This window comes from Companilactobacillus suantsaicola, assembly GCF_004745525.1.
In the GTDB taxonomy this organism is placed as follows: domain Bacteria; phylum Bacillota; class Bacilli; order Lactobacillales; family Lactobacillaceae; genus Companilactobacillus; species Companilactobacillus suantsaicola.
The window spans coordinates 41957-68178 of record NZ_RKLY01000004.1; the positions used below are offsets into that span (position 1 = coordinate 41957).

The 26222-nt window shown below is 34.2% G+C and carries 21 protein-coding genes, 1 other RNA gene and 1 pseudogene; 16 read left to right on the plus strand and 7 right to left on the minus strand.

Going from position 1 to position 26222, the window contains the following annotated elements; translation table 11 throughout:
* Nucleotides 1-39: 39 nt before the first annotated feature.
* Nucleotides 40-1065 (plus strand): AraC family transcriptional regulator, encoded by a 1026-nt coding sequence (locus EGT49_RS02385; RefSeq protein WP_135371367.1) that lies wholly within the window; start codon nt 40-42, stop codon nt 1063-1065.
* Between the two features lie 153 nt (nt 1066-1218).
* On the plus strand, nt 1219-2412 hold the full coding sequence (locus EGT49_RS02390) for an MFS transporter (protein WP_135371368.1): 1194 nt from the start codon (nt 1219-1221) through the stop codon (nt 2410-2412).
* A gap of 77 nt (nt 2413-2489) precedes the next feature.
* Here EGT49_RS02390 and EGT49_RS02395 read toward each other — a convergent pair whose 3' ends face one another.
* Nucleotides 2490-3617 (minus strand): helix-turn-helix domain-containing protein, encoded by a 1128-nt coding sequence (locus EGT49_RS02395; RefSeq protein ID WP_167849724.1) that lies wholly within the window; start codon nt 3615-3617, stop codon nt 2490-2492.
* 130 nt (nt 3618-3747) lie between these two features.
* On the opposite strand from EGT49_RS02395, the gene EGT49_RS02400 reads away from it, so the two are divergent.
* From EGT49_RS02400 to EGT49_RS02415, 4 genes are read left to right on the plus strand one after another with little or no spacing between them, the layout of a single operon-like run.
* Complete coding sequence (locus tag EGT49_RS02400) at nt 3748-4977, plus strand: MFS transporter (RefSeq protein WP_135371370.1); 1230 nt, start codon at nt 3748-3750, stop codon at nt 4975-4977.
* An 18-nt stretch (nt 4978-4995) separates the two neighbouring features.
* Nucleotides 4996-6645, plus strand: a complete 1650-nt coding sequence (locus tag EGT49_RS02405; RefSeq protein WP_135371371.1) for a glycoside hydrolase family 3 protein — start codon at nt 4996-4998, stop codon at nt 6643-6645.
* Nucleotides 6635-9124, plus strand: a complete 2490-nt coding sequence (locus EGT49_RS02410) for a family 78 glycoside hydrolase catalytic domain (protein ID WP_135371372.1) — start codon at nt 6635-6637, stop codon at nt 9122-9124. Before EGT49_RS02405 ends, EGT49_RS02410 begins: the two co-directional genes overlap by 11 nt.
* Before the next feature lie 29 nt (nt 9125-9153).
* On the plus strand, nt 9154-9471 hold the full coding sequence (locus EGT49_RS02415) for a hypothetical protein (protein ID WP_135371373.1): 318 nt from the start codon (nt 9154-9156) through the stop codon (nt 9469-9471).
* Between the two features lie 46 nt (nt 9472-9517).
* Here EGT49_RS02415 and EGT49_RS02420 read toward each other — a convergent pair whose 3' ends face one another.
* Nucleotides 9518-10501: an AraC family transcriptional regulator gene (locus EGT49_RS02420; RefSeq protein WP_167849725.1), complete on the minus strand. Its 984-nt coding sequence runs from the start codon at nt 10499-10501 to the stop codon at nt 9518-9520.
* Nucleotides 10502-10625: 124 nt separating this feature from the next.
* On the opposite strand from EGT49_RS02420, the gene EGT49_RS02425 reads away from it, so the two are divergent.
* Nucleotides 10626-11918: a PTS sugar transporter subunit IIC gene (locus EGT49_RS02425; RefSeq protein WP_246013783.1), complete on the plus strand. Its 1293-nt coding sequence runs from the start codon at nt 10626-10628 to the stop codon at nt 11916-11918.
* Nucleotides 11919-14189, plus strand: coding sequence for a family 78 glycoside hydrolase catalytic domain (locus EGT49_RS02430; protein WP_135371375.1), 2271 nt, complete (start codon nt 11919-11921; stop codon nt 14187-14189).
* 57 nt (nt 14190-14246) lie between these two features.
* On the opposite strand, the gene EGT49_RS02435 is transcribed toward EGT49_RS02430, so the two are convergent.
* Complete coding sequence (locus EGT49_RS02435) at nt 14247-16715, minus strand: transglycosylase domain-containing protein (protein ID WP_135371376.1); 2469 nt, start codon at nt 16713-16715, stop codon at nt 14247-14249.
* Complete coding sequence (recU, locus tag EGT49_RS02440; RefSeq protein ID WP_135371377.1) at nt 16712-17338, minus strand: Holliday junction resolvase RecU; 627 nt, start codon at nt 17336-17338, stop codon at nt 16712-16714. The genes EGT49_RS02435 and recU overlap by 4 nt, the downstream gene beginning before the upstream one ends.
* A gap of 65 nt (nt 17339-17403) precedes the next feature.
* Here recU and EGT49_RS02445 point away from each other — a divergent pair, with 65 nt between their 5' ends.
* The 4 genes and pseudogenes from EGT49_RS02445 to EGT49_RS02460 all read left to right on the plus strand — a co-directional run bounded on the left by EGT49_RS02445 (nt 17404) and on the right by EGT49_RS02460 (nt 20178).
* Nucleotides 17404-17952 carry an SLOG family protein gene (locus EGT49_RS02445; RefSeq protein ID WP_135371378.1) on the plus strand — a complete coding sequence of 183 codons (549 nt, stop codon included), beginning with the start codon at nt 17404-17406 and terminating at the stop codon, nt 17950-17952.
* A gap of 64 nt (nt 17953-18016) precedes the next feature.
* Nucleotides 18017-18454: pseudogene (gene gpsB / locus EGT49_RS02450) on the plus strand (cell division regulator GpsB); the annotation flags it as partial.
* Nucleotides 18455-18634: 180 nt separating this feature from the next.
* Nucleotides 18635-18991, plus strand: an RNA gene (gene rnpB / locus EGT49_RS02455) — RNase P RNA component class B.
* Nucleotides 18992-19059: 68 nt separating this feature from the next.
* Nucleotides 19060-20178: a THUMP domain-containing class I SAM-dependent RNA methyltransferase gene (locus tag EGT49_RS02460; RefSeq protein ID WP_135371379.1), complete on the plus strand. Its 1119-nt coding sequence runs from the start codon at nt 19060-19062 to the stop codon at nt 20176-20178.
* On the opposite strand, the gene EGT49_RS02465 is transcribed toward EGT49_RS02460, so the two are convergent.
* The 3 genes from EGT49_RS02465 to EGT49_RS02475 all read right to left on the minus strand — a co-directional run bounded on the left by EGT49_RS02465 (nt 20175) and on the right by EGT49_RS02475 (nt 22695).
* Complete coding sequence (locus EGT49_RS02465; protein ID WP_135371380.1) at nt 20175-21119, minus strand: magnesium transporter CorA family protein; 945 nt, start codon at nt 21117-21119, stop codon at nt 20175-20177. The two genes, EGT49_RS02460 and EGT49_RS02465, sit on opposite strands and share 4 nt — an antisense overlap.
* Nucleotides 21120-21212: 93 nt before the next feature.
* Nucleotides 21213-22226 carry a lipoate--protein ligase gene (lplA, locus tag EGT49_RS02470; protein ID WP_135371381.1) on the minus strand — a complete coding sequence of 338 codons (1014 nt, stop codon included), beginning with the start codon at nt 22224-22226 and terminating at the stop codon, nt 21213-21215.
* A gap of 64 nt (nt 22227-22290) precedes the next feature.
* Nucleotides 22291-22695, minus strand: a complete 405-nt coding sequence (locus EGT49_RS02475) for a reverse transcriptase-like protein (RefSeq protein ID WP_135371382.1) — start codon at nt 22693-22695, stop codon at nt 22291-22293.
* Between the two features lie 28 nt (nt 22696-22723).
* Between EGT49_RS02475 and EGT49_RS02480 the strand changes: the two genes are divergently transcribed.
* The 4 genes from EGT49_RS02480 to EGT49_RS02495 are packed head-to-tail and all read left to right on the plus strand — an operon-like array spanning nt 22724 to nt 26153.
* Nucleotides 22724-23122 carry an EbsA family protein gene (locus EGT49_RS02480; RefSeq protein WP_135371383.1) on the plus strand — a complete coding sequence of 133 codons (399 nt, stop codon included), beginning with the start codon at nt 22724-22726 and terminating at the stop codon, nt 23120-23122.
* A complete protein-coding gene (locus tag EGT49_RS02485) occupies nt 23106-24788 on the plus strand; it encodes a formate--tetrahydrofolate ligase (RefSeq protein ID WP_135371384.1) in 1683 nt (560 codons plus the stop codon). Before EGT49_RS02480 ends, EGT49_RS02485 begins: the two co-directional genes overlap by 17 nt.
* Nucleotides 24788-25252, plus strand: a complete 465-nt coding sequence (gene lspA, locus EGT49_RS02490) for a signal peptidase II (protein ID WP_135371385.1) — start codon at nt 24788-24790, stop codon at nt 25250-25252. The genes EGT49_RS02485 and lspA overlap by 1 nt, the downstream gene beginning before the upstream one ends.
* A complete protein-coding gene (locus EGT49_RS02495) occupies nt 25245-26153 on the plus strand; it encodes an RluA family pseudouridine synthase (protein ID WP_179949606.1) in 909 nt (302 codons plus the stop codon). Before lspA ends, EGT49_RS02495 begins: the two co-directional genes overlap by 8 nt.
* Nucleotides 26154-26222 lie beyond the last annotated feature (69 nt).

Here is a 26222-nt window from a genome sequence, read left to right on the forward strand (position 1 = left end):
AAAATACGCTATAATGACAATCAGTGAGGTAAATGACAAATGGTTAAAAGTATTATGGAAATTTTACGTTCGAATAATTCTCCTAGGGAATTTTCAAATGTATTGGAGAAAGTTGAAAGGAATGAAACTAGTACAAAACCAACTAAAACGATTAATGGTAAGCCGGTGTATCGCTTTTTTAATACTTACAATGACGACTTGGAATTGAATACCAACCCCATTTCAATTTCAGTTCAACCGATTGAATCTGAGGTTCCATATCATTATCACAACTTTGTTGATATCGTTGCTCCATTAATTGGCAACTGTACGGCTGTGATCAATGATAAGGAAATTAAAATGCAGCAAGGTGACTTGTTATTTGTTGGTAATCACACGATTCATACAGTCGAACCGATTGGTTCGAATGACATTGTGATCGATATTGCTTTGAGAAACACTGCTTTTTCTTTGAATGAATTGAATTCTTTATTACATGACAATCGACAAACTAATATCTCCGGAATGCTCTTTTCATTACTGTCAGATAGAAATTACGGGGAAGGGCAGTATAGTTTTTTCAAAACTAACAATAATTCTAAAATCAGCCGTAATATTTGGGATATCATTGACGAATACTATCATCCCGACAAAGAATCAGATAAAATTACCCGTTTAGAGATTATGGTTTTGTTTTCTAGATTGATTCGTGAAACTGCTAAGACTAATAACGTCGATTGGAAGGCCAGTGATAAGAAAAGAGCCAATATCTTGTCGCTATTGCTTTACATCGAGAATAATTATGCAGATATCACACTCGATGAGATGGCTAAACACTTTGGCTATAATTCAAATTACTTATCATCTTTTTTGAAAAAATCAACAGGGATGACTTTTATTAAATTAGTTCATCTGCAAAGAGTCAACGCTGCCGCTGAATATTTAAATTATACTAGTGCACCAATTGAGCGAATCTCTTATAAAGTTGGATATGAGAATCCATCATATTTCTATAAAATTTTTAAGAAAGTACTGGGCATTTCACCCGATCTGTATCGCCAAAGAGCCCAATCTAACAACGATTAAGGATAAATAAGTTTCTTATTCGGAAAAGTTAAAAAGACAAGCTAATCTGTGAAATGAACATAGATTAGCTTGTCTTTGCATATAGCCCAAAGGTAATCTTCAGAATATGATTAATTTGTAAATGAAAGCGTAAACATATTTGGAGGTTACAACATGAATAAAAAGAAAATTCCATTAGTTCTTGGTATTTTAAGTATGAATTTACTGTTGATGTCAACATCAGCAGTCAGTGCTGCAATCGCAGCGATAGCGAAATCATTCCCTAAAGAACCAATTTCAAAGGTTCAAATGATCGGTTCAATTCCACAATTTGGTCAATTGATTGCGACCGTCATTTTCAGTTATTTAGCATTTAAGTTGACCAGAAAAAATCTTGGCTTGCTGGCCGTTGCATTCGTCGGTGTGGCTGGTTTGTTACCAGTATTTTACACAAGCAGTTTGAATCTAATTTTGGCTTGCATGATCTTCGTTGATTTTGGTACTGGACTTATTAGTAATGTCGCTCCAGTTTTGTTACAAGCTAATTTTGATGGTGAAGAACGTGCCACGGCCATGGGTTGGTCTGTTGGTGCCAACAACATTGGTATGATGGTCTTTACAGCTTTAGGTGGTGCTTTAGGTGCTACTGATTGGCATAATCTTTTCTGGATTTACGCCTTGACAATTGTTATTTTCTTAATGGTATTTTTCCTAGTTCCACAAGATGTCAAACTTGCTAAACAGGGCAATAATAAGTCAGAAAAGACTAATTTCAAGAGTATTATTGGTTCACTAGATAAACACGTTTACTTAATTTTAATTATCAGTTTTGTTTTATCACTATGTATGATGATCTTCATGACTAATCAATCGATTGTTCTCGCCGGAAAAGGTAAGGGGACAGCATACGTTGCAATGGTCACAGCTGTTGGTAATATCGGTGGTATCATTGCCGCGGTTTTGATCAAATATATTCGTAAAATCACTAAGACTAATACAATTGCATGGGGCTTTGTCGCTTTCGTCTTATCATTTGTCTTAGTTCTATTCACAAATAATATCGTGCTACACGTCTTAGGTAATATGTTCTCAGGTGTCGGAATCGTTTTAGTTAACGCCACAATTCCTTATGAATTATCAGTTCTTACAAATGAGAAAGAATTTACCGTTGCAATTGCAATGAATACCTTTGTTTCATCAGTTGCTGGGATGTTCGCACCAATGATTATTTCCTTATTCCACGTTTCAGCCGGTGAAGAATCATTCGTCGCTGGAGCAATCTTAGCTGCCGCGGTCTTTGTAATCTTGATTATCAGTCGTTTTGGTAAAAAGATTGAGAAGATTGGTGAAGCTGAAGGTACTGTATAAAATAAAAAAATAAAAAATTAACAAATAATTAAAAAGGACGGATTTGTAAAATCGCAAATCTGTCCTTTTTGTAGTTTTTATAAAAATTGACTTTGATGTTTTGACCGGAATTTACTTGGTGACATGCCAACAATTTGATTAAACTTTCGAGAAAAATATGCTTGAGTTGTAAATCCCAAATGAATTGAAATTTCGTCTAAAGAATCTGATGAATATATCAATAAATCTTTTGCTTCTTCCATTTGTTGTTTTGCAATATACGTTCCAATTGATATACCCAAATTGTTTTTAAATAATTTCATGAGATATGATTCACTTATACCAAGTTCAGATGAAATATCAGATATTGTCAACCGATTATGCAAATTCTTTAGAATATAATCTTCAGCTTTTGAAATGAGTGGTAATAAGTTATTTGTATTTAATATATGTATCTGTTTAATAAATGACAAACCAATATTTAGTATAAAATTATATAAATCATCTATTTTAGTCATATTTTCCACATTTTGAATAAAATAATCACTCATTTTATAAGCTATTTCAGGTAAAATTCCTGCTTTTAATGCAGCTCTGGTAAATAGGGTGGTAGCAACTATTGCTAGATTTTTTTGATTTCTGAGTGAATTGTTTTTTGTCAACAGTCCCGGCTCACCAGAAAAAATGAAGGAATCAAATTTTTCTTCAAACCTTTTACCATCACCGACCACAATGGCATCTATCATTTGTCTTTCAGACTCATAACTATTGTGAGATTTAATAGATTCACCAAGATTATTATTATTTTTCAAATTCAAATTTAGAGATACAATTTTAATCTCTTTTGTTTCCGGTATTTTATTTAGTACATCAAAGGATAATTGCTGAACTAATGCAATCATTTTAGGAAGAAATTGAACATCTAGATTTAGATTAGTATTTATCTGTTTACTTGAATAAATCGGTAGTGGTTGTTGTCTTAAAATAATGAATCCATCATCTAATTGTATTAAGCCAATTAAATTTGATCGTTGAATAATAAAAATATGATATTGGTAATCTGAATCATAAGCACTTTTAAGAACTCTCATATATTCGGATGATGGTGGACTTGCGGCAGTTGGTATGCGTAAAGATATTTTTTCCAAGTGTTTGTTATACAAAAAAATTTGAATATTACTTAATTTATGAAAAATGGTTAGCATTTCTTTACTGAATTGATTCATAAAATGAAAACGCCTCCATATAATGATATTATTATGTAACAAAAAATAGTATAGTACAAATCGGTTAAAATGTAAGCTGTTACAATTATTTTTGTAATCAAATAAGGAAATTAAATTAGGAGGAAAGAATATGCAATCATATTCAAAAGGATTCAGAAAAGTGATGTTAATTATCTCTTTGTTAGCATTAAATATTGTTGAACAGGCTGCAAGTGCCATTTCGGGTGCGATTCCGCAGATGGCTAGTGCATTCCCACAACAATCAGAGGTTCATGTTGAATTAGTTACAACAGTTGTTTCTATATTTGTTACATTTTTTGTTTTAGTTAGTGGATTTATCACTAAATGGATTGGTCAAAAGCAAACAGCTGTCTTAGGATTATCAGTTGCCGCAGTTTCATCAATTATTCCAGCATTTTCAAGTAATTTTATGGCAATTATGGTCTCACGTGCTGTCTTAGGTATAGGTATTGGACTTGCAAACCCATTGGCCATTAGTTTAATCGGTGAATTTTTTCATGGAGATACATTAGCCAACTTAATGGGTTGGAGAAGTGCCGTGGCTAGTGTCGGTGTTTCCGTTATGACATTTTTAGCGTGCCAATTATTACAAATTAGTTGGCACGCTGCATACTGGGTATACCTATTATTTATTCCAACATTAGTTTTATTTATTATCTTTGTCCCTTCACCAGAAAAAGTAATGAAAAATAACCAAAATATTAATGTCGAAAAGAAGGACAATAAGAAAAAGGGTGATTCTAACGAAGTAGCTCCTAAAGGTGCATTGTTAACTGCAATCTCATTGGCAGCATTACTTTTGGTTTATATGTCTTGCGCAATGGTTTCATATATCAAATTGGCTTCTATGTATGTTCAGACTGGTATTGGTACTCCAACTCAAGCAAGTACTGCTATTAGTATTTTAGGCTTCGCTCAATTGATTGGTGGTGCTCTATTCGGAATGGCATTTAAATTCTTCAAGAAGAATGTTTTACCACTTGGTGTTGGTTTGAGTGGTATCACAATGATCTTGATGACCTTCTCTACAAATACCGTAATGATTGCTGTTCTAGGTGGTTTGAGTGGATTATTTGGTGGTATGGCTGTTCCTTATATCTTTACTAAAATTAATATGATGTCTACAACTAAGACCGCTCCATTAAACAATGCTCTAGTTTTAGTTGGTTCAAACCTAGGATCTTTCGTTGCTCCATTCTTTGCTAGTGCTTTAGGTGGAACAGCATTGATTTCATTACGTAATGCTGGTTGGGTAATTATTCTTTTGACAGTTATCATTGTTATTGCATTAGCATTCAATCGTAATCAAAATTCACAACAATTATCACAAACACATTAAAATTGAGGAAGATTTAACATGATAGATTTAGAAACAAAACCTTTTAATTTAAAAGAAGATCAAATTAATTGGGTTAAAAACACTTTCAATAGTTTGACCAACGATGAAAAAGTAGGTCAATTATTTGTACCAATCGGTTATTCTAGTGATCCGCATTATTTAGATCAACTGTTGAAAGAACACATTGGGGGATTATTTTTCCGTAGTGGTCACATTGATGAAATTCGCTCAGCATTTAAATATGCACAGAAGAAATCTACTATCCCATTGTTAACCCCTGCTAATTTGGAATATGGTGGTACAGGTGCTGTTATTGAGGGTAGTGACTTTGCACAACAAATGGCAGTTGGTGCTACAAACAATCCTAAATTTGCTTATGATTTAGGTAAAGTTGCGGCTCAAGATGCTAAAGCAGTTGGGATTAATTGGGGATTTGCGCCAGTAGTGGATTTGGATCTCAATTTTCATAGTCCAATTATGAATGTTAGGACTTATGGTGATGAACCAGATAAAATCATTTTAAATGCTAAACAATTTATTAAGGCGTTTCATGATAACCATATGATGACTTCTATTAAACACTTTCCAGGTGATGGGGTGGATGAGAGAGATCAGCATTTATTAACTTCAATCAATTCCTTACCACTTGAATCTTGGAAAAAAACATATGGAAAAATCTATCAAGATTTAATTGAATTTGGTACAAAATCAGTTATGATAGGTCATATTGATTTCCCGGCATATAGTGGTAACAAGATTCCGGCATCATTAAATAAGAGTTTGTTGAGAGGATTGTTACGTAAAGACTTAAATTTTAATGGTTTGATAATTACTGATGCAACACCAATGGTTGGTTTTTCAAGTGCTATGAGACGAGAAGAAGCTGTACCAACTGCAATTGAAAATGGTTGTGACATGTTCCTATTCAATCGTGATTTTGCTGAAGATGTGAAATTTATGAAATTGGGATTGAAGCACGGTTTATTGTCACAAGAAAGATTAGATGAAGCGGTTATGAGAATTTTGGCAACGAAGGCTTCCTTGAATCTTAATCAAGGAGTTACTATTCCTGAAACGAATTTAAAAGATTATTCTCAAGAACAATCAGCGGTTGCTGACCAAGCCATAACATTGGTACGTGATGATCAGAAAATCTTGCCTTTGAATCCTAAGAAAATCTCAAGAATATTATTAGAAATACTCGGTGGATTTGATTCAAATAAACGTGTAGAAAAACGTGTCGTTAATGACTTGCAACAAAAAGGATTTCAAGTCACAGTTTATCAACCAGAAACGAATTTTGTCGATTTGGATTCTGTTGAAGATTTCAAATCTAAGTATGATTTAGTTCTTTATGTCGCAAATGTTGAAAATGCAAGTAATCAAACAACCGCGAGAATTAATTGGAAAACGTTGTATGGATTAGGAAACAATTTACCTTGGTTTGCCAAAGAAATACCAACATTATTAGTAAGTTTTGGAAATCCTTATCACTACTTCGATGTACCGATGATTGAAACTTTGATTAACTCATATTGTAATTACACGCACTTTATTGATGCAACAGTTAACAAATTGGTCGGTGAAAGTTCATTCAAAGGGGTTTCACCAACTGATCCATATTGCAGAAATCTAAAGTTAAAGGAGTTGATGAAGAATGAAAATTGATAACTTAAAGGTTAATGGTATCAGTGAACCTCTTGGATACAGTTTTCCTTATCTAACATTTTCTTGGAAAACTACAGTCACAGATTCGAGTACGACATTATTGCTTGTTTCAAAAGATAAAGATTTTGACAATATAGTCGTTGAAAAAAATGTTACTGCCGTTGACAATCAAATCACCATTAACAATGATTTCTTACAACCTTGCACAAGATATTATTGGAAAGTGCAAATTGGTGAATTTGAAGCTATTAGTCTTTTTGAGACGGCAAAGATGGATCAATCTTGGACTGGTCAATGGATTAGTTATAATGGTAAATCACAGAATAGTGTTCAATTCTCTAAAGAATTTGATATCTCAAAAAAGGTTTTGTCAGCCAGACTTTATATTGTTGGATACGGTCTTTATGAACCATACTTGAACGATGAAAAAATATCCAATGAATATTTATTACCAGGCTATCACAGCTATGATTTAGTAAATTCTTATCAAACCTTTGATGTTACAAATCAGTTAAAGCAACAAAATAAATTGAAAATTTTAACGGGCAATGGATGGTATAAAGGTAGATTTATTTTTGAGGGTGGTCAAGAAAATATTTATGGTGATAAGCAAAAGATGATTGCTGAACTTCATTTAAAATATACTGATGGATCATCCGAAGCGATTAATTCTAATAAGGGTTGGTCGGTTGAAACTACAGAAGTACAAAACAACTCTATTTATGATGGCGAAGTTATTAATTATAAAAAGGCAAAATCTAAATTAGAAATCACTACTAATGACGATACACATTTATTGACTGCAAGGCATGATTTGCCAATTGTTAAAAGTAAGTCATTAAAACCAAAAAAAATTTTTCTTGATGAGAACAATGATTGGGTAGTAGATTTTGGCCAAGAGATAACTGGTTGGGTTGAATTTGGGTTATCCAAAAATATATCTAATGTCAAAATATATTTTGGAGAACTTTTACAAAATGGTAAGTTTTATAATAAAAACTTGCGAACCGCAAAGCAAGAGTTTGAAATTAATAATAATCATGAGAACCATTATGTTCGTCCTCACTTTACTTATTTTGGCTTTAGATTTATTAAAATTGAAGGTTTAAACAAGGAACAAATACAATCAGTCAGAGCTTATACACTTCAAAGTAAGATTGATGAAACTTTCGGTTTTAATTCTTCAAATAGAAAAATTAATCGCTTAGTTGAAAATGCCCAATGGAGTCAACGTGATAATTCAGTAAGTATCCCGACTGACTGCCCACAGCGTGATGAAAGAATGGGTTGGACTGGAGATGTTACGATTTTCTCCAATACGGCTATGTATAATAGTGATATGAGAGCCTTCTATGCAAATTATCTTTATAATTTATCTTTGGAACAAAAACAAATGAATGGCTCTATTCCATTTTTTGCACCTTATCCAAAAATAAAGCCATTTAAGGGTATCAATCCATTCTTAGTTACAAATGGAGCATCAACTTGGGGTGATGTGGCAACCATTTTGCCAATGAATCTTTGGAATCATTATCATGATAAAGGTCTTTTAAGATTTTCGTTACCTATTATGAAAGGTTGGGTGGACTTTGTTCATCAACGAGATATCAGTCATGGCGATAAACATCTTTGGGACTTTGATCAACAATTAGGTGACTGGTTATCACTTGATAATGGTAACATTTCTATTGGAGCTACTGATCCTGGTTTGATTGCTAGCGTTTATTACTATCGTTCAACAAACAATTTAGCGAGAGCTTTTGATATATTAAAGGAACCTAATAATCAATATCATCAATTAGCTAGACAAATTAAGCAGGCAATCATTGACAAATACTTTGATAGTAATGAATTAAATATTAAGCCATTGACACAAACGGGCATAGCAATTGTATTAAATCATCAATTGTATCCAAATGATGATGCAAAATGTCATTTAATTTCCCAATTGAAAGAATTGCTTTCAAAGAATGATGATGCTTTGAATACTGGATTTATTGGTACACCAGAGTTATTACATTCGTTAGCAGATGTTGGTCAAGATGAATTAGCCTATAAATTATTAATGAGAGAAAAATATCCAAGTTGGTTATTTGAGGTTGATCGTGGTAGCACGACTATTTGGGAACGTTGGAATTCCTTGTTGGAAGACGGGAAGATTAGTGGAACAGATATGAATAGTTTGAATCATTATGCTTATGGATCGGTTGAAGACTTTATTATTGAAAAAATGTTAGGAATAAATCTTACTAATGTTAATGGTAAATATATAGTTAGACCTCATTATACTAATGTCATTAAAATGATTTCCGGCTCATTAGAAACTCCCAATGGCCAGTTAAAGATAAAATATTCATATTTGAATAATAACGAATGGTCTATCGACATAACAGTGCCCAACAAATGTACTGTGGAGTTTATAAGGCCCGATAAAGAGAAAAAGATTCTAACTTCAGGAAGTTATCATTTACAAAAATAAATGCAAAAAGCATGGCGAGAAAATTCACCATGCTTTTTAATAATAACGAACCTATAATTTTTGGTGTTCCGCTAGTAATGAATCCAATTTATTTTGTCCCTATGATTCTTTCTCAACCAGTAGCAGCTTTGATTGGATGGGGGATTTATAGTTTGATCAAATTTGGTATTAATCCGGCATTCCAATTAGGATTTCCATGGATTACACCTCCAATCATTACTGCATTTGCTGAGGGTGGATTCATCTTCGCATTAATAACCGTTGTTGCAGTTGCAATCCATTTCATTTTTTATTATCCATTCTTTAAATACGATGATAACAAGGCTCTTGAAATAGAAAATAAATAAGTAAATTAAAAAAATAGTACGATCCATACATTTGATATGGGCCGTACTATTTTAATTTATCGCGATATTCTTTTGGCATTTTACCGGTAAATAACTTAAACCTTTTATAAAAGTTAGTCATGTTGTAAATTCCAACCTTTTCAGCGACTTCGTGAACTGTTAGTGACTTATCCTGTAAAAGCAATTTGGCTTTTTCCATTCTTCTAATGTTTATCAACTCTTTAAAAGTTTTACCCGTATTTTGATGGATAACTCTACTGATATGAGAGGGACTATAGTTTATTTGTTGACATAACTTATTCAGTTCACCTTCTTGATAATATTTATTAACATAGTTATTTACTTCAGAGATGATTTTTTGAGTTTGTGGATCTGAGTTTATAAAATTTGTTTCGATTGGTTTTAATCGAATTAGTACCATGAAGATGATCATTATATAATTGTCAATTATTGTATTGGAAAAAGTGCTTTTATCTAAATCTTCACATAAAATATTTTGAATTGAATTTCTAACAATCGGCAGTTTATCTGTTGAAAATAATAAAAAATGATTATGTTTATATTGATGACTCATAAGCTCTATCATGAATGAGGGAAGAGAGCTATCCTCACTTGTCTTTATTACCGTGTCTTCAAAGAACTTGTTATCTAAAATGATGTTGATTCCCAAATCATTTTTTGAGGTTGGTTGTACAGAATGGGGGACAAATTTATCAAGAATAATTAAATCTCCTTTAGTTAGTGTGATTGTTTTTCCTTCTATCAACATTGTTATCTGTCCTTCATAAACATAAGTTACGACTATAAAATGATAAGTATGATAAGGAATTTTGCTCATTTTTCTTTTGTGTAATTGGATTAAATGACTGCTATGTCCAAAGGGACGTTGATTGTTAAAAACAAACATTTGCTCATTTTTATAAGGTACTGTTTTATATTTTCCTTGAAAATGTTTTATGACATCTTCACTTGAAGCATGGTTAAAAGTTGATCTGCTTTTCAAAAAATTACTTAATTGTTGATAATTCATTTTTTCACTTTCCATAGATATCAAAAAAAGATACTTTTTAAAATAGATTGCTACATTGTGTAAGCGGTTTATTACTTGTTATTATAGCATCATAAAGAAAAACATATCAAAGGAGTGCATTATTTTGAGTAATATTATTGAAAAGTTTCAATCTTCATTAGGTAAATTATCTATGGCTTTCAATAAGAATATCTATATAAATGCAATTAAAAACGGAATGTTAGCATATATGCCGTTTACGGTTATTACTTCCGTTTTCTTGATCATTGGTAATTTTCCAGTTCCAAGTATTAATTCTTGGATGGCTTCAATTTTCCATTTGTCTGTTGCACAATGGTCCATTAAATTGGCAATTGTCAATGATGCGAGTTTAGCAATAGGAGGTCTCTTAGTCCTTTTAGCAGTTTCAAGAACTTTGGCTGATGAAATGAAAATTAATGGTATGCAAGTCATGCTTACTTCGGTCGTTAGTTTCATGGTATTAACTCCTTACAAAACTACTAAAAATGGCAGTTTCTTAGAAATAACTACCATTGGTGCTCAATCAATTTTTTTAGCAATTTTAGTTTCTATTGCTGTAGCAGTTATTTATAGAGCAATTGATCGTAAGGGTATTAAAATTAAAATGCCTGCATCAGTTCCTCCTGCAGTATCGTCACCATTTGAATCGTTAATTCCATCTTTTGTTGTCATTACATTATTCTGGGTATTTAGATTAATTCTTGATAACTTTGCTAAAATGAGTGCTCTGGAATTATTTAATATGATTTTAGGAACACCTCTAAAAGAAATGGGTGGTTCGTTAATTGGTATTATTTTAGTTAAAATGTTTGGTCAATTGTTATGGTTCTTTGGAATTCATGGTGATTCCATCGTAAATGGTGTCATGATACCAATTTTTCAAGTTTTACAAGATGAAAATAAAACAGCAAGTCTAGCACATCAAGCTATTCCAAATATAATTTCCCAAAGTTTTTGGGATGGATTCGCCAGCATTGGAGTTATTGGTTCAATCTTTGCCATCATTTTAATTGCCCATAGTCATCGTTACAGTGAAATGAAAAAAGTTGCCGGAATTCCATATTTATTCAATATTGGGGAACCAACTTTGTTCGGTATTCCTTTAATGCTAAATGTCACTTATTTTATTCCACTTCTATTCAGTAATGTTGTTTCCATTGTTATTTCGTACACAGCCTTTGCCCTTCACTTGGTTCCGTTACCAACAGGTTTAGTACAGGTCCCTTGGACAACACCTATTGTGATAAGTGGTTACTTAGTAACAGGTAGTATTTCTGGAGCTGTTCTCCAATTAATTTGTTTTGTTGCAGTAATCTTAGTTTGGCTTCCATTTGTAAAAGTTGCCGATAAAGAAATCATTACTGAGGAAAACAAAGCGGAGAAAGGAGTAAAGTAGATGCCAGATAAAGAATTCAATGGTACTTGGATTCAAGCACCCAAAAATGATTATGGATTAAGTGATAAAAACTATTATTTTCAAAATCCTAACCCAATTTTTCGCCAGATTTTTGAAATTACAAATGTAAAAAAATCGTTATTAAAAATAGCTTCTTTAGGTTATTATATCGTGCATATTAATGGACTTCGCGTTGGAAACTTTGAATTGAATTCTGATTGGTCTGATTATTCTAAGAGAATCTATTTTGATGAATATGATATTACTCAGCTGCTCAAAAAGGGTACAAATATAATTGAAGTGGAATTAGGTAACGGGATGTATAATCCTGCCCCATTAAGATTATTTGGTAAATATAATTTGCGTGAACGTTTGCCACGTATTGGAGAACCAAAGTTTGTTCTTGATGTGTTAGCCGAAGATAAAGTGATTTTGAGAACAGATCAAAACTGGTCCGTTTATTCAGGAAGACTTAAAACGAATAACTTGTACTTAGGTGAACATGTTGATTTTTCGAAGTCATTGTCAAATGCAAAAAAAGTTATTTCATTACCATTAGATAATGTAGATCAAGAAAATATGAAACGTAGTTTTATTCCTAAAATAAAGAAATTAAAAAATGTTGAACCAGTTAATATATTGACAGTTAAAAACGATATCTTAATTGATTTCGGGGAGACAATAAGCGGTTTCCTCCATCTACAAATCAATGGTCACGATGGTCAGAAAATTTTACTCAAATATTGTGAAACTATGAAAAATGGGAAACTTCTATTCAATACTTCATTCGCAGGAAATATTGGAGAAATTCCACAAATTGATGGTGGTCCAGGTGCCCCTAAGAAGGCTATCCAACAAGATATAATCGATTGTAAAAATGGTACTCAAATCTTTGAGAACAAATTTACATTTCACTCTTTTAGATATGTTTTGATTTCCGGATTAGATAGAAAGCAATTATCGGATATAAAGGCTATTTATGTTCATACGGACTTACAACAAATTGGTCAGATGAATACTGATGACAAATTTTATAATCAGTTATTAGATGCAGGTATTAGAACCAAATTGAATAATGTTCATTCTGTATTTGAGGACTGTGCCCGCGAAAGATTAGAGTATGGTGGTGACATTGTTGCTTTAGCAAATTCAAATCTATATAGTTTTGATTTAAAGAATTTTTACAAAAAAATAATCGATGATTTTGTAATTGAACAAACTGATAATGGAGGAATTCCTGAAACTGCTCCATACATGGGAATTCAAACTAATGGTACAGGTCAAGGAGAAGGTCCAATTCTTTGGCAATTGGTTCTGCCATATCTTCTCTGGAAGCATTACCAATTTTATGGGGATAAGTTATTACTGGAGAAGTATTATCGCTATGCGAAAAAGCAATACGATTATTTGTCAAATATACCAATAGAAGATTTAGCTAACGATTGTATTGGCGATCATGGGAGTATCTTAGTTAAGAGCTTTTATGATAAGACGCCGGATAAACTATTAGTGGGGTATTGTACCATTCTTAGTTTTGATATATTAATGGAGCGTTTAGCATGTATTTTAAGTCGTGAATCTGATGCCAAACAAATCAAAGCAAATAAGATTAATTTGATTCAAGAAATTGAACGAAAATTCACCAATTCTGATGGTACATTAGGCCAGAATACACAAACTGGATTAGCTTTCTCATTGTTACTTGGATTAGGAAACAAAAAAGTATTACTTCATTCTTTAATCGAAAAAATTAAAGCAGATGATTACGTGTTTACGGCGGGAATTTATGGAATGGCTGTCCTTTATCGAGTTCTACATGAAAATCACTGTGATGCAATTGTTTCCAAATGGTTGAAGCAGAGAAGTAAAATTGGATTCTATAGTATGCTAAAAAATGATAATAAAGTTTTATCAGAGTTATTCGTCGAAAAGCATTCTTCTGCCAATCATGCAATGTTTTCCAGTTACATTCAGTGGTATTACGAAGCTTTAGGTGGAATACAGATTAGTGATGAATCGATAGGATGCTCGGATTTAATAATTAATCCATTTTTCGATAAAGATATATCAAATTTTGATTGTCAGTTAAAAACAATTTCTGGAATTGTCAAAACATCCTGGCAAAGATCAAAAAAGGGAATAAATTTCTGTTTGGAAATTCCAAAAAATATTTCTTATCAAGTAGATTTTGATAAGTCATCTCAACCAAATTTAATACAAAAAGAAAATAAAGGGGAAAAAATTATAGTACGATACTTTATCACTGAGTAAATGTGTTTTAATATCACAAAAAGGCATGACGAATTTTCGTCATGCCTTTTGAATCTGTTATTGAGCTTGTGTCACACTACCAGAGGAACTAGATGAACCATTAGTTGTTGCACCACTATTAGTGGTTGATCCATTGTTTGAGTTTCCGCCAGTATTGTTATTGTTGTTGGTAGTACCACCATTAGAATTGTTATCAGTAGTATTACCAGTATTCCCACCGGTATTTGAATCTGTTGTTCCACCGTTAGAATTATTGTTATTACTATTATTCGTATCACTGGTATTATTGTTATTTTGATCAGTTGAATTATTCGTATTGGTATCGTTGTGATCCGTCGTTGTATTGTCGGAATCAGAATTTGTACCATCACTATTATCAGAACTATCTTGTTCAGTATTGTCATTTTCTGAGTCGGTTGATTCAGATGAACTACTTGAATGATTATTTGTAGTTACTTCATTGCTGCTTGAATGTGTTGAGCTAGATGAAGTGTAATCTGATTCTTTATATGAACTAGATGGAGCATGTCCTCTGACAAATAATTCCTTGGTATAGCTTTGCGAGCTACCTGGTTTCAAGACTTCTGGCGTTTCAGAACCGTTGTCAACAATTCTTCTCATGACAACTGAACTAGGTCTCTTCCAATTAGGATTACTGTTAGTATTTTCAGCTAAGTAACTCATTTCAGCTTTATAAATTTTACCAGCAACGCTTTGGTAAGTAGAGGAGATACCATTTTCATTTGGAGAATCATATCCAGTCCAAACACTGATTGAATAATTCTTCGTATATCCGTTGTACCATGAATCTTTGGCAGTTCCACTCAAAGCAGAATTTTGTGCAATGGATTCTGAACTGTAATTAGTTGTACCCGTCTTACCAGCTTGATGTAATCCGGAGATATTGGCGTAAGTTGCATAAGTACTTGGAACACCTTTGAGCATATCGGTAATCATGTAGGCTGTAGAATCTTTCATCGCCGTCTTACCAGTTTTACTGTAGGTATGGGTGATACCATCAGCAGTCTCGATTTTTGAAACGTAGTAAGGCTTGTAATAAGTTCCGCCATTAGCAAAAGCAGCATAGGCGGAAGCACCTTGAAGTGACGAAACGTTACCACCAATACCGACTGATAAGCCCGTATCCGTGATGTTGAGACCAAGATTTTTGACAAACTTTTCAGCATTTGATAAGCCGACAGCTTCCAAAGTTCTAATCGCCGGAATATTTCTAGAATTTACCAAGGCTTTTCTCATACTCATTTGACCTTCGTACTTTTCATCCCAGTCTTTCAATTGAATATTAGTTCCAGCGTAAGTATATTCAGTATCTTCTAGTTGATGGTAAGTTGACCAATTGAGATTTTCAATCGCTGGAGCGTAGTCGAGTAGTGGCTTCATTGTTGAACCATTACTACGACCAGTTTGAACAGCCCGGTTTAAACCAAATTGAACGTTACCAAGATTTCGACCACCGATCATAGCAACCACTTTACCATTATTAGGGTTAACTACCGTAGCCCCAACTTGTAGTTTAGAGTCGGGGAAAGCAACATAATTTGATGAATTAACGATGTTATAGAGACGTTTTTGTGCTGCATAGTCCATATTAACGGTAATCTTCAAATTATCACGATAAGGGTCAAAGCCTTTTTTCTTCACTTCAGTAATGGCTTCCTTAATATAAGGATCAGCGATGATTCGTTTCTGATTATTACTGTTACTTACTTTTTTATAAGGTTGTAAACCTGAAGAAATTGGCGTGTTAATAGCTTCCTCTGCCTGAGCCTTAGTGATCTTGTTATTGTCATACATTGCGCGAATTACTAAATCACGACGGTTCTTTGAAGCTTCAGGGTGAGTATATGGATCATAATTACTTGGAGCATTTGGCAAGCCAGCAAGCATTGCCATTTGGGCCAAACTTAATTTATCAAGACTCTTGCCATAATAGTATTTAGAACCAGTTTCAATACCGTAAATACCATTGTTCAAGTAAACCTTGTTCATGTAAAATTCGAGAATCTGCTGCTTAGAAAACTTTTGACTAACCCTCATAGCTAACCAAGCTTCTTGCATTTTACGTTTAAAAGTTTGATCTTTAGTTTCAGTAGAGAAGACGGTTAATTTAACTAATTGCTGAGTTAACGTACTTCCACCTTGCAAGGTCCCTTGGGTAATATTGTTAAAAGCTGATTTAACAATTCTGACAGGGTCAATTCCTAAGGGCTCATTGTAAAAGTTCTTATCCTCAATTGAAACGACCGCATCTTCCATTTGTTGGGGAACTTTATCGATCGTCACGTAATTTCTTTTGTTATCTCCTAGAGACGCAATTTGCTTTCCAGTTGAATCAACAATCGTTGAAGAACCACCACTTTGGAGATTCTCCTGACTAATTGAAGGAGCACTGAATGCATAATAGACGAAGATGAACAAAAATATTCCCGCTAGAACAGCAATTATTGCTGCGAACCATTTCAGAATATTCTTGAATGTTACTACACTAGTATTCTTTTTCTTCATTTTTTCTCCTTCCCACTTTCGATTAACTGTTGAACAGCATTAATATAGGGTAAAGTAGGATTATAATCTGCTTTGATTTCGATTGAACCTTTCTCAATATCTTTTAACTGAATTGATTTGGCTCCGTCGAACTGAGCATCCCAATGAATGAAGATTTCATCCGCAGGCATTACAAAATAGCGTTTTAATTCAACGTATTTTATAATAACGAAGCAGATACCACCTTGTTTTTGACACATTTTTAGATGGTCAATTTGGTGTTGGTGAAAGTTTTTTAAAGGAAAGGTATTTTTATTCTTCGTTTCCTTGGCTTCGAAATCAACATAATAACCATTATAGACACCATTGTAATCAGTGGTTGATGCCTGGCGAAAGTAAGCTTCACGAATGACGGCTTTGCTTCGTTTAGGGTAATCAACTTTAACGATTTGAATTGGTGTTGGTTTCTTATATATTACCGCTATATCGTGTGCGCGATAATATTTATTGCTTTCATTAATTTCTTCTTCAAGTGTCATACCACGATCACCAAAAATTAATTTCTTTTTGGCGTTAGTTGTATGCAGAGAAGATTTTGATGGCTGACTGTTAAAGATTCGACCATCGGGGTAGTTTATTTTCAAAATATCAACTCCTACTGTGCAAATTATACCATGATGGCAAAGATATTAATTAAGGGAGATTTTTAATGCTTAAAAATATATGGATAACCGGTTATCGCTCCTTTGAGTTAGGTATTTTTAAAGATGATGACCCAAAAGCAAAAGTAATTCAAGCCTTTTTTCAAGAAAGGATAATTAATTACGTGGAAAATGGTACAGAATGGATAATTACTGGAGCCCAATTAGGAACTGAACAAATTGTCGGTAAAGCTATACAAGAAGTTAAGAAAAAAGGCTATAATATTAGACATGCAGTGATGTTACCTTATGCAGAATTTGGTAATAAGTGGAATGAGACCAATCAGCTATTACTAAAAAATTTTTTAAGAAATGCTGACTATGTCAACAAAGTTTCCAATATGAGTTATCATTCTAGTAGACAATTAAAAGTATGGCAGAGTTTTATGTTAAAGCATACTAACGGAGCTGTAATTTTTTACGATCCAGATAGTGGTGGCAAGCCTAAATATGACTATGAGGCAATTAAGTCTTATCAAGATCGTGGTGTCGATTATCAATTAGAATTAATTGATTTTGATTCCATGCAGGATTTTGCTAATATGTTAAATGATTAAGGTCCACCTTTTTATAGAATAATAATTAACACTGGGGTGTTTAATAATGAATAATATGAATGGAATGAACCAAAACGGCAATAACAACAATGGGAATGACTTCGCATTGAATTATCAACCAAATGATATTCTGCAAAAAGAATTTAAAACCAAGATGCGTGGTTATGATCCTAATGAAGTTGACCAATTTTTAGATGGAATCATCAAAGATTATGAAACTTTTGCAAACGAGATCAGCCAATTAAAAGCTGAAAACGAAAGTTTGATGCAAAATCGTAATAATGGTCCTCAACAAATGCATAGTAGAAGACCACAACAACCACAACAAAAACCTGTTTCAAGTTCAGTTGCTGAAGCTTCAACAAATTATGATATTTTGAGACGTTTGTCAAATCTTGAAAAACGTGTCTTTGGTCATGATTTTGCTAACGGCGTGCCAGAAAACAATGGTCCTAAGCAATTTGCTTCAGCTGTTGTTCCTAACAACATGAATAATCATGATGGAGTAGAGAGTGGTCACACTGAGATCAATCCGGGAATGAACAGTAACTTCAATCAAAATGGTTTTGGTAATAATCGTCCAATGAATAACAATAACGGACAAAATCAAAATAATTTTAATGGAAATCAAAATAATGGTGGAAATTTTAATAGGTTTTAGTGTATACTAGTCGAGTTGGTAAATTACGAGTAATCGCGGTCTAGTTATCTAGGCTGAGGAAAGTCCACGCCAGCGCGAGCTGAGATGCTTGCAGTGTTTGTGCTTGGCCCAACAAGCCAAGGTACCTTCGGGTAACGGCAGTGAAAGCACTACGGTTTTTAACTATGTGTGAATAGCTTGAAAGTGCCACAGAGACGCAGTGTTGTAAGAAATTACAATAATGGAACGCGGTAAACCCCGCAAGCTGGCAACCCAAACTTTGGTAGGGGCGCTTCATAACGAGAAATGAATCTACTGTGAAGGCTTAATTGTAGATAGATGATTACTGACTGCACTAGATTGCCAGTCTAGTGCATGAACAAAACGTGGCTTATAGGAATTTACTAAGGCGAAGGGACGACTTGTTCGTCCTTTTTTTATACAAAAAATTAAAAAAGAGGGTCAATATGAAATTAATTGCGACTATGTCAAGCGGCTTTGAATCTGTAACCGCAAAAGAATTACAAGATTTGGGATACCAGACAAAGACCGAGAATGGGAAAGTCTATTTTGACGGCGAGAATGAAGATATTGCTAAGACTAATCTCTGGCTTAGAAGTGCTGATCGAATCAAGATTTTGATTGGCACCTTTAAAGCAACTAGTTTTGAAGAATTGTTCGATAAGGTTTATGCGATTGACTGGGATAATTGGTTGCCACTCAATGCAGCTTTTCCAATTAAAGCTAGAACTGTTAAATCAAAATTACATTCAGAACGTGACATCCAAGCGATTACTAAAAAAGCCATTGTTAATAAGATGGCTGACGTTTTCATGCGTCGTGGTCGCTTGCCAGAAACAGGCGCAAAATTTCAAATTGAAACTCGAATTCATAAAGATATGGTTGAAGTCACTTTAGATACAACCGGGGAATCACTTTATAAACGTGGTTATCGTGTTGAACATGGTGCAGCTCCTTTAAAGGAAAACTTTGCGGCAGCGATGATTCTCTTAACTGTTTGGCATCCAGAAGAAGATCCATTCTTAGATCCAACTACTGGTTCAGGAACAATTGCTATTGAAGCTGCACGTTTAGCTAAAAATATCGCACCTGGGATCAAGAGACATTTTCTATTCGAAAACTTTGATTGGTTTGATCCAAAAATTCTAGAAAACTTGAAAGAAGCGGCTGTTGCTGGAGTTAAAAAGAATTTAGATTTAGACATTCGTGCGAGTGATATTGACGGTTCAATGATCGACGTTGCTAAACTCAATGCTCATGATGCTGGCGTTTTGCACGATATTAAATTCAAGCAAATCGCTGTCAAAGATTTGAAGATCGAAGGGGAGTTTGGAACTATTATTTCTAACCCTCCTTATGGTCAACGTATGAGTGACATGGCTGGAGTCAGAAAATTGTATAAAGAAATGGGAGAAGTTTTCTCAACTGCTCCCACTTGGAATAAATATATTTTGACGAGTGATACTGAATTTGAAAAGTATTATGGCGAACTTGCTACTAAAAAACGTAAGCTATACAACGGTTCATTGAGAACTGATATGTATCAATACTGGGCTAAACACTAAAGCGAATTTCTGCGGTGCAGATCCCACAAAATAATTAAAATAATAACGATGGTAATGATTAGGGAAAAAATCCAGGACCAACCTTGGTCAGCAACTGGTAGTTTCATATTCATACCGTAAAAACCTGATACGATCGTGGGGATGCTCAAAATGATAGTGTAAACTGTCAGCACCTTCATGGTCGTATTTGTTCGATTATTTAAGATATTGTTGTACGTATTAGATATTCGATCAATAATGTCCGAGCTCAAATTGACTTGGTTTTTAATTTGCTCAATTTCAATCACGGAATCATGTAAGTGTTCCCGAGTTGATTTGGTCAAATGTAACTGCTGCACCTTACCACTTGAGATGAGCTCGATTTCGTTGACAACTGTGGAGTTATCACTGATGGAAGTGTTCAGATAAGTAGTTAAATCTTGTAAGTCGGCTAAGTCTAAAATCAAATTTTCAGATGAGCGGTGGTGTTTGATGGAAATTTGAATCTTATTTCGTTTCGCATCAGTTTCACTGATTTGATCACTGTAGTCACTGGAAATTTGGTCAAAAGTATAGAAAATAAACTCCCACAAAGGATTTTCTTTCTCTTCACTAAAATGATTCATGGCGTTTAAGACGTAGTCTTTGATGTAATGTGTAGCATCATTCGTGAACAAAAAGAGCTGGTTGTCTTTGATAGCAAAAGAAATTGGTAAGACCCTTTGCGAAAGATTGTCAGTTTGGTTATTTTCATTTTGAACATTGTAGACAATCAAATAGGTGTGACTCAGTTCGTCGTATTCAAAACGGGCTCGCTCATTTTCATCGTCCGCATAATCTAAAATTTCATTAGTTAAATCGTAATCTTCAATCAGCTTAGTTCGATCAGAATTGTTGAGATTACTAGTTGAATGAACATCTATTAATTTATGTCGTTCGTTTAAAGCTATTTCATTAATCATTTTTTATATCCCCATTAAGATTAATGATACCAAAAATAAAAAGTGGGTCGAGAATTATTTTTTTCTCGACCCACTTTTTTAATAGAATAAATTTTATGGAGTGAATAATTTCGTTAGTTCATCTTGTGGGATACCTTTGAAGTAATCATCTAAATTAAATTGATCTAAGACATTTAGAACATCTTCACGATCAAATTTAATAGTCAATAACTTTTGTTTAATATCGTTAACATCTTTCATACCAAAGAAGTCACCATAAATTTCCACATCGTCGACTTTTCCGTTGGCAATGTTGTAACGAATATCGACGGTTCCCATATCAAAATGCTTTCTTTGCTTAGCGGTGAAAGCAGGAGACTTGCCGTAGACCCAATCCCAATTGTAGTAGTATTCTTGTTTGATCTTGTCGATCTCTTGTTGATCCTTGTCAGTGATTTGATACTCACGGTCTTTGATCTCATCTAAACTGTTAGCATGGAATAATTCAAGTAACAGACGATCACGGAATTGTTCGGTCGTTAAATCTTGATATTCCTTAGCAAGATAGGGACGTAAGTTCGTAACACGACTTCTAATGGATTTAATTCCCTTAGAGGCAATCTTATCCTTTTGGACGTGTAAGGCCTTTGTAAGGACGTCTAAATCGACATCTAGTGACAAAGTACCGTGTGAGAACGTCTTACCATTGCGAGAATACATCGCATTACCGGAGAATTTCTTACCATCAACTAGAAGGTCATTTCTTCCGGAAACTTCAGCTGTGGTAGCGCCCATTTGGTGCAAGGCATCAATAATCGGTTGTGTGAATGACTTGAAATCACCAAAGTTTTTGTCATTTGAGTCAACCACGAAACTAAAACACAAGTTACCAAGATCTTGGTAAACCGCGCCACCACCAGAAATACGGCGAGTGACAGTGATGTGATTATCTTCAATGTAATCACTATTAATTTCTTCGATCGTGTTTTGATTACGACCGACGATGATACAAGGTTTTTCAATGTAAAAAAGGACTAGTGGTTCATCGAACTTAACGTAGTTCATTAGATATTGCTCTGTAGCTAAATTATCACGAATATCGCGATCTTTCATAACAACGTAGTACATTAGAGTACCCCCTCATCTAAATTGGAAACGTTTTTATAGTATCACAGTTGTTAAATTTTGAGTATTACTTACCACTGTGTTTACGAATATTTAACATCTTTTGATGAACAAGGGTATGAGCTTCACCGTTTTCCTTGTCGGCAATATGTTTGATAAAATAGCTAGGAAATTGTTCTAAATCAGTCAAAATTTCATCTAGAATCGGTTGATAATGTTTAGAATATTTTTTCTCAACGCTGTCAACGACAATTTGACTGTCGGAATGGATTAGAATTATCTCATTGTTCCATTCATTTTTTATAATTTCATCAAGAGCAATTTTTAATGCCAAAAATTCTAAATAATGATTATCGTTATAATTTTTGACCAGGGCATTGGTATAATCATTTTTATTTATTCTTATTACGAAGCTGACAACACCAAGATTTAAATTAGTATTTAATCCGGCGTCGGTGTACAATTTAATCATATTTATTAAAAACCTTTCAGGAGAAATTATGTCAAAGAAACATTTTGTTCAACCAGCTGGCCCATGGGGGATTATTATGTGGTCAGTTGCGCTTAGTCTCGTATGTCTGGGGATTATTTTACAATTGGAGATCATGGCGTTTAGTGTCTATCCATTTTTGATCTGGATATTAGACGTTATCTACGTAATTTACATTATAGCTAATTCGTGGGTGAGGTTTACAAATAATCAAGTGATAATCAAGGAACCTTACTACAAAACTCGTGTATTTCCAAGCAGTGATGTTAAGATAAGGGCGAATAATCAATGGTCTTTGGAATTTAATTTCAGTAATCATGATTATTTTCCTTTTAAGATTACTTCCACAAAGGGTATTTTAAAATTAATTAGAAAAGAAGCAGGTGAACGCAATGTCATTTCCAAGTGATATCGAAATTGCTCAAATCAATGAGCATGATAATATGAAAAATATTAACGAAATTGCCAAAAAAATTGGTTTAACACCAGATGATATTGAACCATACGGACATTATAAAGCTAAGTTTTCTGGTCAAAGTATCAGAAAAGCCATGGAAAAAGATGATGGCAAACTTATCTTAGTTACTTCAATCAATCCAACTCCAGCTGGAGAAGGTAAGTCGACTGTAGCAATTGGTTTAGCTGATTCTTTACAATCTATCGGCAAGAAGACTGTTTTAGCACTTCGTGAACCATCTCTTGGTCCTGTAATGGGAATGAAAGGTGGAGCTACCGGTGGTGGCTATGCCCAAGTTGTTCCAATGGAGGACATCAATTTACACTTTACTGGTGATATGCACGCCTTGACTTGTGCGGTGAATACTTTGGCTGCCTTGATCGACAATCACATTCACCAAGGCAATGCTTTAAACATCGATCCTCGTCGAATCGTTTGGAAGCGTGCTTTAGATATTAATGATCGTTCTTTGAGAAATACGGTTATTGGTTTAGGTGGTCCTTTTAGTTCAATGCCTCGTGAAGAACATTTTGAAATCACGGTTGCTAGTGAATTGATGGCGGTTCTTTGTTTGTCACAAGATATTGATGATTTGAAAGAAAGAATTTCAAGTATTTTAATTGCTTACACATTTGACAAGAAACCAATCTTCGTTCGTGACTTACATGTCGAGGGTGCTATCACGGTTCTTTTGAAGGATGCGTTGAAACCTAACTTAGTTCAAACACTAGAAAATACACCAGCAATTATTCATGGTGGACCATTTGCCAATATCGCTCACGGATGTAACAGTATTTTGGCTACTAAACTAGCTATGAAGCTCGGCGACTATGCGGTTACTGAAGCTGGATTCGGAGCTGATCTTGGTGGTGAAAAATTCATGGACATCGTGGCTCCTAGATTAAGTCACGCTCCTAACGCTATTGTTATCGTTGCTACTATCAGAGCATTGAAGTATAACGGTGGTCAAAGCCTAAAAGATATTCAAAGTGAAGACTTGAACGCCTTGAACCTTGGCTTCAAGAATTTGAAACGTCATATTCACAACATGCGTTATTATCATATTCCAGTAGTTGTAGCAATCAACAAGTTCGCAACTGATACTGACAATGAAATCAAATTATTGACTAGTCTCTGTGACGAAGTCGGAGTTGATGTTGAATTGGCTGAAATTCATCACAATGGTAGTAAAGGCGGTCAAGCTTTGGCAAAAGCTGTCGTTAAAGCTACTGAAAAAGAATCCAATTACACACGTTTGTATGAGGACGGTGAAACTACTGAAAGTAAAATTGCCACAATTGCTTCTGAAGTATACGGCGCTAACAACGTTGAATACAGTAAGAAAGCAAAGACACAATTACAAACTTTAAAAGATAATGCTTGGGACGACTTGCCAGTTTGTATCGCCAAAACTCAATATTCATTGAGTGATGACCCTAAGAAACTCGGCAGTCCTAAAGATTTCACCTTGCACGTCTCTGAAATTGTTCCAAAACTTGGTGCCGGATTTGTCGTAGTCTTGACAGGTAATATCATGACTATGCCCGGATTACCTAAGAAACCAGCGGCCTTAAACATGGACGTTGATAACGAAGGTACAATCGGAGGATTGTTCTAGTGCAGTTGATCTACTGGCTGCTTGCAGCAGTTTTGGTTATTGGAGATCAAAGCTTAAAGGCTTATGTCACAAGTTATATCGCACCAATGAGTGTTCACGAGTTCATTCCTGGACTCTTGTCCATTACACATATCACTAATACGGGTGCAGCGTGGAGTATGCTGGAAGGGAAGATGATGTTCTTCTATCTAGTTACTATCATTGCAGTAGTTGTTTTAGTTTACTTATTCGTTAAAGCTGATCAAAAAGAATACTTATATCGTTTCGCCTTGATTTTCTTATTGGCAGGAACTATCGGTAATGCAATTGACCGTTTTACTAGACATTTTGTGGTTGATATGTTTAATTTAGACTTTATGAATTTTCCAATTTTTAATTTAGCGGACACTTACATTACTGTTGGTGTAATATTAATAGTTGTGTCATTGATTATCCAATTAGCAGGTGAGAAAAATAATAAGTAAGTCTTTTGATTTAGAATATAATGAACCAAAAAAGATGCGTTTAGATGCGTATTTAAATGACGAGATAGATGATTTAACTCGTTCCCAGATTCAAAAATTGATTAAGGATGAAAATATCTTGGTAAACGGACAACCGGTTGCAAAAACTGGTTACAAAGTTGTCAGTGGTGACAAGATTTCAGTCACGATTCCTGAAGAACAGCCAATTGAAGCCGTGGCTCAAAACATCCCTTTAGATGTGGTCTATGAAGATCAAGACGTATTAGTCGTCAATAAGCCACAAGGGATGGTTGTTCATCCGGCTGCCGGTCATCCAGATAAAACCTTAGTCAATGCTATTCTCTATCATTGTCAAATTAACGATGATGATGTGATCAGACCGGGGATCGTTCATCGAATCGACAAAGACACTTCAGGTTTGTTGATGGTTGCAAAGAACAATTTAGCTAAGCAATCATTGATGGAACAATTGAAGGAAAAAAGTAATTTGCGTGAGTATTTAGCAATCGTTCACGGCAATTTTAAAGAGAAAACAGGCAAAATCAATGCGCCACTTGGTAGATCAAAAGTTGATCGTAAAAAACAAGCGGTAGTTGAAAATGGCCGCCATGCCGTAACACACTTTGAGGTCCTGAAGCAATTTGAAAATTATTCCTTATTAAAATTGAAATTGGAGACTGGTCGAACTCATCAAATTAGAGTTCACATGCAATACATTGGTCATCCGGTTGCTGGAGATCCTTTGTATGGTCCTAAAAACACCTTAAAGGGTAACGGTCAATTTTTACATGCGAAAACATTAGGATTTGAACATCCAAGAACTCACGAGTGGATGGAATTTTCAGTTGAACCACCAAAAATTTTCCTTGATACGCTCAAGCAATTACGTACAGAACATTAAGTCGTGCTATAATCTACAAATAGAATTGTGTGCGATTATAAATAAAATTGAAGCACTCACATTCTTTGT

What these genes read in the sequence shown, in the direction of transcription:
- EGT49_RS02385 (WP_135371367.1), top strand. Translation starts at nt 40, where the DNA reads ATGGTTAAAAGTATTATGGAAATTTTACGTTCGAATAATTCTCCTAGG.
- EGT49_RS02390 (WP_135371368.1), top strand. Translation starts at nt 1,219, where the DNA reads ATGAATAAAAAGAAAATTCCATTAGTTCTTGGTATTTTAAGTATGAAT.
- EGT49_RS02395 (WP_167849724.1), bottom strand. Translation starts at nt 3,617, where the DNA reads ATGAATCAATTCAGTAAAGAAATGCTAACCATTTTTCATAAATTAAGT.
- EGT49_RS02400 (WP_135371370.1), top strand. Translation starts at nt 3,748, where the DNA reads ATGCAATCATATTCAAAAGGATTCAGAAAAGTGATGTTAATTATCTCT.
- EGT49_RS02405 (WP_135371371.1), top strand. Translation starts at nt 4,996, where the DNA reads ATGATAGATTTAGAAACAAAACCTTTTAATTTAAAAGAAGATCAAATT.
- EGT49_RS02410 (WP_135371372.1), top strand. Translation starts at nt 6,635, where the DNA reads ATGAAAATTGATAACTTAAAGGTTAATGGTATCAGTGAACCTCTTGGA.
- EGT49_RS02415 (WP_135371373.1), top strand. Translation starts at nt 9,154, where the DNA reads ATGCTTTTTAATAATAACGAACCTATAATTTTTGGTGTTCCGCTAGTA.
- EGT49_RS02420 (WP_167849725.1), bottom strand. Translation starts at nt 10,501, where the DNA reads ATGAATTATCAACAATTAAGTAATTTTTTGAAAAGCAGATCAACTTTT.
- EGT49_RS02430 (WP_135371375.1), top strand. Translation starts at nt 11,919, where the DNA reads ATGCCAGATAAAGAATTCAATGGTACTTGGATTCAAGCACCCAAAAAT.
- EGT49_RS02435 (WP_135371376.1), bottom strand. Translation starts at nt 16,715, where the DNA reads ATGAAGAAAAAGAATACTAGTGTAGTAACATTCAAGAATATTCTGAAA.
- EGT49_RS02445 (WP_135371378.1), top strand. Translation starts at nt 17,404, where the DNA reads ATGCTTAAAAATATATGGATAACCGGTTATCGCTCCTTTGAGTTAGGT.
- EGT49_RS02460 (WP_135371379.1), top strand. Translation starts at nt 19,060, where the DNA reads ATGAAATTAATTGCGACTATGTCAAGCGGCTTTGAATCTGTAACCGCA.
- EGT49_RS02465 (WP_135371380.1), bottom strand. Translation starts at nt 21,119, where the DNA reads ATGATTAATGAAATAGCTTTAAACGAACGACATAAATTAATAGATGTT.
- lplA (WP_135371381.1), bottom strand. Translation starts at nt 22,226, where the DNA reads ATGTACTACGTTGTTATGAAAGATCGCGATATTCGTGATAATTTAGCT.
- EGT49_RS02475 (WP_135371382.1), bottom strand. Translation starts at nt 22,695, where the DNA reads ATGATTAAATTGTACACCGACGCCGGATTAAATACTAATTTAAATCTT.
- EGT49_RS02480 (WP_135371383.1), top strand. Translation starts at nt 22,724, where the DNA reads ATGTCAAAGAAACATTTTGTTCAACCAGCTGGCCCATGGGGGATTATT.
- EGT49_RS02485 (WP_135371384.1), top strand. Translation starts at nt 23,106, where the DNA reads ATGTCATTTCCAAGTGATATCGAAATTGCTCAAATCAATGAGCATGAT.